The sequence below is a fragment of the Actinoplanes oblitus genome (assembly GCF_030252345.1).
Classification (GTDB): domain Bacteria; phylum Actinomycetota; class Actinomycetes; order Mycobacteriales; family Micromonosporaceae; genus Actinoplanes; species Actinoplanes oblitus.
In genome coordinates this window covers 7,084,557-7,092,422 of sequence record NZ_CP126980.1, presented here as the reverse complement: position 1 = coordinate 7,092,422, position 7,866 = coordinate 7,084,557, and the positions used below count along the sequence as shown (strand labels likewise).

At 74.6% G+C, this 7,866-nt stretch carries 5 protein-coding genes; 3 read left to right on the top strand and 2 right to left on the bottom strand.

Annotated elements, in window-relative coordinates:
* Positions 1–320: 320 nt before the first annotated feature.
* The 3 genes from Actob_RS31985 to Actob_RS31975 are packed head-to-tail and all read left to right on the top strand — an operon-like array spanning position 321 to position 5,936.
* Positions 321–1,577, top strand: a complete 1,257-nt coding sequence (locus tag Actob_RS31985) for a cation:proton antiporter (RefSeq protein WP_284915580.1) — start codon at positions 321–323, stop codon at positions 1,575–1,577.
* Positions 1,561–4,725: an ACP S-malonyltransferase gene (gene fabD, locus Actob_RS31980; RefSeq protein ID WP_284915579.1), complete on the top strand. Its 3,165-nt coding sequence runs from the start codon at positions 1,561–1,563 to the stop codon at positions 4,723–4,725. Before Actob_RS31985 ends, fabD begins: the two co-directional genes overlap by 17 nt.
* Positions 4,722–5,936, top strand: coding sequence for a cytochrome P450 (locus Actob_RS31975; RefSeq protein ID WP_284915578.1), 1,215 nt, complete (start codon positions 4,722–4,724; stop codon positions 5,934–5,936). The genes fabD and Actob_RS31975 overlap by 4 nt, the downstream gene beginning before the upstream one ends.
* An 18-nt stretch (positions 5,937–5,954) precedes the next feature.
* Here Actob_RS31975 and Actob_RS31970 read toward each other — a convergent pair whose 3' ends face one another.
* Complete coding sequence (locus Actob_RS31970) at positions 5,955–6,548, bottom strand: response regulator (protein ID WP_407653726.1); 594 nt, start codon at positions 6,546–6,548, stop codon at positions 5,955–5,957.
* A gap of 44 nt (positions 6,549–6,592) precedes the next feature.
* On the bottom strand, positions 6,593–7,765 hold the full coding sequence (locus Actob_RS31965) for a sensor histidine kinase (RefSeq protein ID WP_284915576.1): 1,173 nt from the start codon (positions 7,763–7,765) through the stop codon (positions 6,593–6,595).
* Between the last annotated feature and the right edge of the window lie 101 nt (positions 7,766–7,866).

Sequence of the window (7,866 nt, the reverse complement as noted above, 5' to 3'; positions counted from 1 at the left end):
TCCTTCATCAAGGTGGCGCTGATGCTGCACCACGGCGAGCAGGTCCCGTTCCGGTCCGGCCAGCAGCCGCTGGAGCACTTCGACCTGGAGGCCGCCTCGCTGCGGCTGCCCCGGCGGAGCGGGCCGTGGCCGGAGTCGGCCGCGCTCGCCGCGATCAACTGCTTCGCCGACGGCGGCACCAACGCCCACCTGCTGCTGGCCCCGGCGCCCGGCGACCTCCGTGGCGGCCGCGCGCCGCTGCCGGCGCCGCCCGCCGACCGGCGGACCGTCATCCGGGGCCGGGTCGACGCCGGCGCCGGCCTGTTCTGGGAGAGCTACCGATGACCGGGTTGCTGCTGGCCGGCCACGTTCTGGTCGCGGGCGCCGTGATGCTGCTCGCCGGACTGATCGGCCGCCGTGCCGCGCGGGCCGTCGGGCAACCCACCGTGGTCGGCGAGATCGTGGTCGGCATGCTGCTCGGCCCGGCCCTGCTCGGCGCCCTCTGGCCGGACGCCCGGGACACGTTGCTGCCGGCCCGGGTGCTGGGCGTGCTCCGCGAGGTGGGGCACGCCGGTCTGGTGCTGTTCCTGGTCGGCGTCGCGCACGAGCTGCGGCTGAGCGGAGAGCGGCTGCGGGACCGGGCGATCGGCTGGACCACCGCGGCCACCCTGGTGCCCTCGGTGCTGGCCGGGCTGGCGTTCGGCCTCGGACTGCTCCGCTTCGGCGGCTCGGAGTTCGTCGGCCCGGCGCCGACCAGCGCCTTCGTGCTGATGATGGTGCTGGCGCTGACGGTGTCGGCGGTCCCCGTGCTGGCCCGGGTTCTCGCCGACCGGGGGCTGACCGGCACGCGTACCGGCCGGCTCGCGATGACCGCCGCGGTGATCGTGGACGCGCTGGCCTGGCTGACCCTCGCCGTGGCGCTCGGCATCGCCAAGGGCGGCTCGGACGGCATCGTCTCGGCGGCGGTCGTGCTGGTCGCCGGGCTGGTGGTGACCCTGCTGGTCCGCCGGCTGCTGCGGCAGGACATCGTCACGCGGCTGGTCGGGCGGGCCCCGTGGGTGACCGCGGTGCTGCTCGCCGCGGCCGCGCTGGCCGCCGCGGCGGCGGCCGAGACCTGGGGGCTCACCGCGATCTTCGGCGCCTTTCTGGTCGGGCTCATGGTCCCGGCCGGATCGGCGGCCTGGGACCCGCCGGTGCGCCGGATCACCGGTGCCGGGCTGTGGCTGGTGCCGATCTTCTTCGTCACCACCGGCCTGAAGGTGTGGACCGGATCGGGCGGGGTGCCGTGGCTGGTCGCCGGCGTCGCCACCGGGCTGGCCGTGCTGGCCAAGATCGGTGGCGGCTACCTGGTCAGCCGCTGGGGCGGCGAGGACCGCGCGGACGCGCTGCGGCTGGGGGTGCTGTTGAACACCCGCGGGCTCACCGAGATCGTGCTGTTGCAGGCCGGCTACAGCGCCGGTGTCCTCACCGCCACGCTCTACCTGGCCCTGCTGCTGATGGCGCTGGTGACCACCGCGCTGACCGGGCCGCTGCTCACCCTGATCACCGCGCGGGCCGGTGCCGCACGCGAGGAGGACCGTCATGTCGTTGTCGGGTGAGGCGCCGATCGTCTTCATGTTTCCCGGTCAGGGCTCGCAGTACTACCAGATGGGCCGGGACCTCTTCGACCACAACGAGGCCTTCCGTACGGCCCTGTCCGGTTACGACGCGACGGTCGCCGAAGCGCTCGGCTACTCGGTCCTGGACCGGATCCACGACCGGGGCCGGCGCAAGAGTGACCCGCTGGTCGACACCCGGCTCACCCACCCGGCCATCGTCATGCTGGAGCTGGCGCTGGTGGACGCGCTGGCCGCGGCCGGCATCACCCCGGACGTGGTGCTCGGCGTGAGCCTCGGCGAGTACGCGGCGGCGGTCACCGCCGGCAGCCTCGACCCGGCCGAGTGTCTGCGCCTGCTCACCCGGCAGGCGGCGGCGCTGCGCGGCAGCCCGCCGGGCGGCATGCTGGCGGTACTCGCCGGCAGCGAGGTGCTGGACAGCGTGCCGGCCCTGCGCTCCTGCGAGGTGGCGGCGCGCAACTATCCGGGCAACTTCGTGGTGGCCGGCACCGAGGACGACCTGGCCCGCGCCGAGTCGGCGCTGCTCGCGGCGGACGTGCCGCACCTGCGCCTGCCGGTGGAATACGCGTTCCACTCCAGCCTGCTGGACGGGACGCTGGAGCGCAGCCGGGCCAACTTCGCCGGGGTGCGCCTCACGCCGCCGCGGCTGCCGTGGATCTCCTGTGTCGGCGGGGCACTGGTCACCGAGCCCACCGCCGAGCACTTCTGGCGGGTCGCCCGCGACCCGATCGACTTCGAGGCCGCGATGGCGACGCTGCGCGGCCGCGGCGAGTTCCGCTCCCTCGACCTCGGGCCGTCCAGCAGCCTGCACAACTTCGTGCGCGCGCTGCTGCCCGAGGGGTCGGCGTCGGTGTCGATACCACTGCTCAGCCCGTTCGCCCGGGACACCGAGCTGTTCGAGAAGGCCAGGTCACAGGTGCCGCCGCGGCGGCAGCCCAGAAAGGTCGAGGTCATGAAGGTCTACGGTTTCCCCGGGCAGGGCTCGCAGCGGCGCGGCATGGGCAAGGACTTGTTCGCCCGGTTCCCCGCCGAGACCGCGATCGCCGACCGGGTGCTCGGCTACTCCGTCGCGGAACTCTGCCTCACCGACCCGCAGCGCCGGCTGGGCAGCACCGAGTTCACCCAGCCGGCGCTCTACGTGGTGGAGGCGCTCGGCTACCTGGACCGGATCGCCGCCGACCCGGTGCCGCCGGACTACCTGGTCGGGCACAGCCTCGGCGAGTACGCCGCGCTGTTCGCGGCCGGCGTCTTCGACTTCGAGACCGGGCTGCGGCTGGTGCAGCGGCGCGGCGCGGTGATGGCCGCCTCGGGCGCGGCCGGCACCATGGTCGCGGTGATCGGGCTCGGCCAGGCGGCGATCGCCGAGGTGCTGACCACGGCCGGGCTGACCGGCCTGGACCTGGCCAACGACAACGCCCCGGACCAGTGCGTGATCTCCGGCCCGGCGCACGAGATCGACGCCGCGTGCCCGGCGCTGGAGGCGGCCGGCGCCCGGACCGTCCGGCTCAACGTCAGCGCGCCCCTGCACTCGCGGTACATGCGGCCGGCCGCCGAGACGTTCGGGCAGTTCCTCGACGGCGTCACGCTGCGACCGCCGGCGATCCCGGTGCTCGCCAACGTCGACGGGCTGCCGTACACCGCGGAGACGCTGAAGGAACGGCTCACCGCGCAGATCGCCGCGCCGGTGCGCTGGACGGACACCGTGCGGCGGCTGATGGCCGGTGGTGACTTCACGTTCGTCGAGCTCGGCCCCGGCCAGGTGCTCACCAAGCTGGTCACCCGCATCCGCGCCGCCGCCGAGCCGCTGCCCGCGCTCGCCGAGCCGCTGCCCGCGCCCTCCCGGCCGCTGGCCGCTCCGGCCGAGCCGGCAGCGCCGCGGGCGAGCGGCGCCGACGACCTCGGCGCCGCTGACTTCCGGCAACGGTACGGCCTGCGCCGCGCCTACCTGATCGGCTCCATGTACGGCGGCGTCTCCGGGCACGAGCTGCTGCGTTCCGCCGCCAAGGCGGGTGTGCTGGCCTTCCTCGGTACCGCCGGGCTCACCCTCGACGAGGTCGAGCGGGAGGTCCACGCCGTCGTCGACGACCTCGGCCCCGGCGGCACCTACGGCGTCAACCTGCAGTACTCGCACCGCGAGCCGGGCCGCGAGGCAGCCCTGGTCGACCTGCTGCTGCGCTACGGTGTCGACCTGGTCGAGGCGTCCGGCCACCCGGTGATCACCGAGGATCTGGTCCGCTTCCGGCTCAAGGGCGGCCGGATCATCGCGAAGGTGTCCCGCACCGACGTCGCGGCCGAGTTCCTCGCCGAGCCGCCCGAGCACCTGGTCCGCCGGCTGCTGCGGTCCGGCGCGGTCACCGAGGAGGAGGCCCGCGCGGCCCGGGGCACACCGATGGCCGACGACCTGTGCGCCGAGGCGGACGGCGGCTGGCTCGGCGGCACCGCCGGCGCGCTGTCGCTGCTGCCCGCCGTACTGCGGCTGCGGGACCGGGCGGCGCTGCCCGGCCACCGGGTGCACGTCGGCTGCGCGGGCGGGCTGGGCACCCCGGAGGCGGTCGCCGCCGCGTTCGTGATGGGCGCCGACTTCGTGCTGACCGGCTCGGTCAACCAGTGCTCGGTGGAGGCGGCGACCAGCAGCCGGGTCAAGGACCTGCTGCAGGAGGCGGGCGAGTTCGACGTCGCCACCGGACCGTGGGGCGAGCTGTTCGAGCTCGGCGTGCCGGCCCGGTACCTGAGCCGGGGGCTGCTCTTCCCGGCCCGGGCCACCGCGCTGTACGAGCTGTGGCAGCGCCACGACAGCCTCGCCGACCTTCCCGCCGAGACCCGCGGGCGGGTCCTGGACAACTATCTCGGCGGTGAGCAGCCGCCCGCCACGACACCGGGCGCCGACCCGAAGGCCGAGCTGGCCGAGCTGTTCCGGGCGTACTTCACCCGCGGCCGGCGCCTGGCCGTCGCGGGCGACGAGCGGTCCGCCGACTACCTGGTGCACTGTGGGCCGGCGATGGGCGCCTTCAACCAGGTGGTCGCCGGGACCGAGCTGGAGCCCTGGCCGGCCCGCACCGTCGGCGCCATCGCGGACGTCCTGATGGAGGGCGCCGCCGAGCATCTCACCCGGACGGGGAACCGCGCATGACCACCACCACCTCTGTCGTCTTCAACCCGTTCACCCCGGAGTTCAAGAAGGACCCGTACCCGCACTACGCCGAGCTGCGCGAGCACGTGCCGGTGCACGAGCACCCGCTGGGCTTCTGGATGCTCAACCGCTACGAGGACGTCAACGCCCTGATCAAGTCGGGGATGTCGGTCGAGCAGCGCAACGTCGGCCCCGGCCCGTTCCGCAAGACCTACGAGTACGCCGGCGTCCCGATCGAGCCCCGCCTCAAGGGCCTGGCCATGCTGGACCGGGACCCGCCGGGGCACACCCGGCTGCGCCGGCTCGTCGCGAAGGTGTTCACGCCCCGGGCCATCGAGGGCATGGAGCCGCTGATCCGCAACCTGGTCGGCGAGGCCCTGGACGAGCTGGCCGACCAGGGCGGCGGCGACCTCGTGGAGACGCTGTCGTTCCCGCTGCCGTTCACTGTCATCTCCCGGATGCTCGGGATGCCGCCCACCGACAACGATCGGCTCCGCGAGCTCAGCGGCACCCTGATGCGCTCGGTCGAGCCGGTCACCGGCCCGGAGGTGCTGCGGGCGGTCGAGGCCGCCGACACCGAGCTGTTCGCCATGGTCGGCGAGGCGGTCGCCTGGAAGCGGCGCCATCCGGCGGACGACCTGCTGTCCGCGCTGATCGCCGCCGAGGAGGGCGGCGACGTGCTCAGCAACGACGAGCTGATCGCCCAGGTCACCCTGCTCTACGTGGCCGGCCACGAGACCACCGTGAACCTGATCTCCAACGGCACCCTGGCGCTGCTGCGGCACCCGGATCAGCTCGAGGTGATGCGGACCCGGACCGACCTGGACGACAACGCGATCGAGGAGTTGCTGCGCTACGACGCCGCGGTGCACAACAGCCGGCGGGTGACGCTCGAGCCGTACGAGGTGGGCGGCCACGTGATCCCGGCCCGCACGTTCGTCCTGGCCAACCTGGCGTCGGCGAACCGGGACGAGGCGTTCTGGGGGCCGGACGCCGATAAGCTGCGGCTGGATCGGCCGAACGCCCGCCGGCACCTCTCCTTCGGCAGCGGCATCCACTTCTGCCTCGGCGGCGCGCTGGCCCGGCTGGAGGGCAAGATCGCCATCGGCGAGCTGGTGCGGCGCTTCCCCGGGCTGCGGCTGGACGGCGAGGTGGAGTGGAACGACCGGATCAGCCTGCGCGGCCCGGCCCGGCTGCCGATCCGCCTCTGACCGCGGCCGGGACCGGCCTCAGGCGAGCCCGGCCTCCTTGGCCAGGATCGCCGCCTGCACCCGCGAGGTGCAGCCGAGCTTGCCCAGCACCCGCGACACGTGCGTCTTCGCCGTCGCCTCGCTGATCGCCAGCTCGGTGGCGAGGCCGGCGTTGGACAGGCCGCGGCCGAGCGCGGCGAGCACGTCCCGCTCGCGCTCGGTCAGCCCGGCCAGCGACGGCGGCTCGGGTGGCGCCGCCGGTACGGCGGCGGCGAACGCGGTGAGCAGGCGCCGGGTCACCTCCGGCGCCAGGAACCCGTCGCCGGCCGCGACCCGGCGCACCGCGTCGACCAGCGCGGCCGGCTCGACCGACTTCAGCAGGAACCCGGCCGCGCCGGCGCGCAGCGCCCCGAACAGGTAGTCGTCGAGGTCGAACGTGGTCAAAATCAGCACGTCGGCCACCCCGGCGGCGGTGATCGCCCGGGTCGCGCCGATCCCGTCGGTGCCCGGCATCCGGATGTCCATCAAAACCACGTCCGGTCGCAGCGCCGCCGCCTGCCGGATCGCCACCGCGCCGTCGGCGGCCTCACCCACCACGGCGATGTCGTCGGCCTGTTCCAGCATCAGGCGCATCCCGGCGCGGATCGCCGCGTGGTCGTCGGCGAGCAGCACCCGGATCACGCGCCGGCCCCGGCCGGGCGGCGGGGCAGCGTCGCCCGTACCGTGAAAAAGGTCCCGTCCGGACCCGCTGTCAGCTCACCGCCGAGCAGCGCGGCCCGCTCGCGCAGCGAGATCAGCCCGGTGCCCGAGCCGAGCGCCTGACGGTCGGCGGCGCCGGAGCCGGTCACCGCGTTCGTCACGGTCACCGTCACCAGGTCGCCGGCCGGGCGCACGTCGAGCCGCACGTCCGAGCCGGGCGCGTGCTTGGCCGCGTTGGTCAGCGCCTCCCGGACGATCCGGTACACGGTGTGCCCGATGACCGCCGGCAGCCCGGGCACCTCGCGCAGCCCGGCGGTCAGCCGCAACCCGCCGGCCTCGGCCGCGGCGACCAGCTCGGGCAGCCGGTCGAGGCCGCCGGGCAGCGTCGGGTCGGCGGCCGCCGGGTCGTCGGCCCGCAACAGCAGGATCATCGAGCGCATCTCCTCCAGGGCGGCGAGGCTGCCGGCGCGGACCTCGCGCAGGGTCGCCCGGTCCCGGTCGCTGTCGGCCGGGCGGGCCAGCGCCGCACCCGAGTGGATCGCCGCGCTGGACAGGTGCGCGGCGATCACATCGTGCAGGTCGCGGGCCATCGCGGCGCGTTCGGCCAGCACCGCCTCGCGCGCGGTGCGCTCCGCGTCGAGCAGGCCCAGCCGCCGCTGCTGACGCAGGTTGGCCGACCACCAGAGCGGCACGAAGAGCAGGGTGGTCAGGTTCAGTCCGATGAAGACGGCGATCCGGAACTCGCCGGCGGCCAGGCCGCCGACCACGCTCGCCGTGCCGATGACCACGAACACCACGCTGGTCACCGCGGTCCGGGCCCGCGCCGAGGCGTACAGTCCGACCGCGAAGAGCACGTCGAAGAGCACCAGGACCAGCGCGACACTGCCGCCGATCGCGCCGTCCACGACGGTCACGGCCACCCCGGCCGCGAGGGCGAGCAGCGGGTGGCGGCGCTTGCCGAGCATGCCGAGACAGCCGATCGCCAGCAGCCCGGTGTGCCACCAGGACGGCACCCCGTCGCCCCGGGGCAGGCTCGACCAGATGCCGGTCAGGCCGATCAGGTTGAACGCCAGTCCCACCACGAACGTCGCGGCCGCGGCACCGGCGTCCTGCAGACGGGTGCTGCCGCGCCAGCGTTCCCGGATCGTCACGGACCCATCCCATCACGGGCGGCGGCATTCGTCGTACCTCGAAGTGTGTACGCGTCAGCGGTGCCGGCATCCTTCGGCGGACGCGCCGCGTCGCGCGCGGC

Coding starts and splice junctions, on each gene's coding strand:
- Actob_RS31985 (WP_284915580.1), top strand. CDS start 321: ATGACCGGGTTGCTGCTGGCCGGCCACGTTCTGGTCGCGGGCGCCGTG.
- fabD (WP_284915579.1), top strand. CDS start 1,561: ATGTCGTTGTCGGGTGAGGCGCCGATCGTCTTCATGTTTCCCGGTCAG.
- Actob_RS31975 (WP_284915578.1), top strand. CDS start 4,722: ATGACCACCACCACCTCTGTCGTCTTCAACCCGTTCACCCCGGAGTTC.
- Actob_RS31970 (WP_407653726.1), bottom strand. CDS start 6,548: ATGCGCCTGATGCTGGAACAGGCCGACGACATCGCCGTGGTGGGTGAG.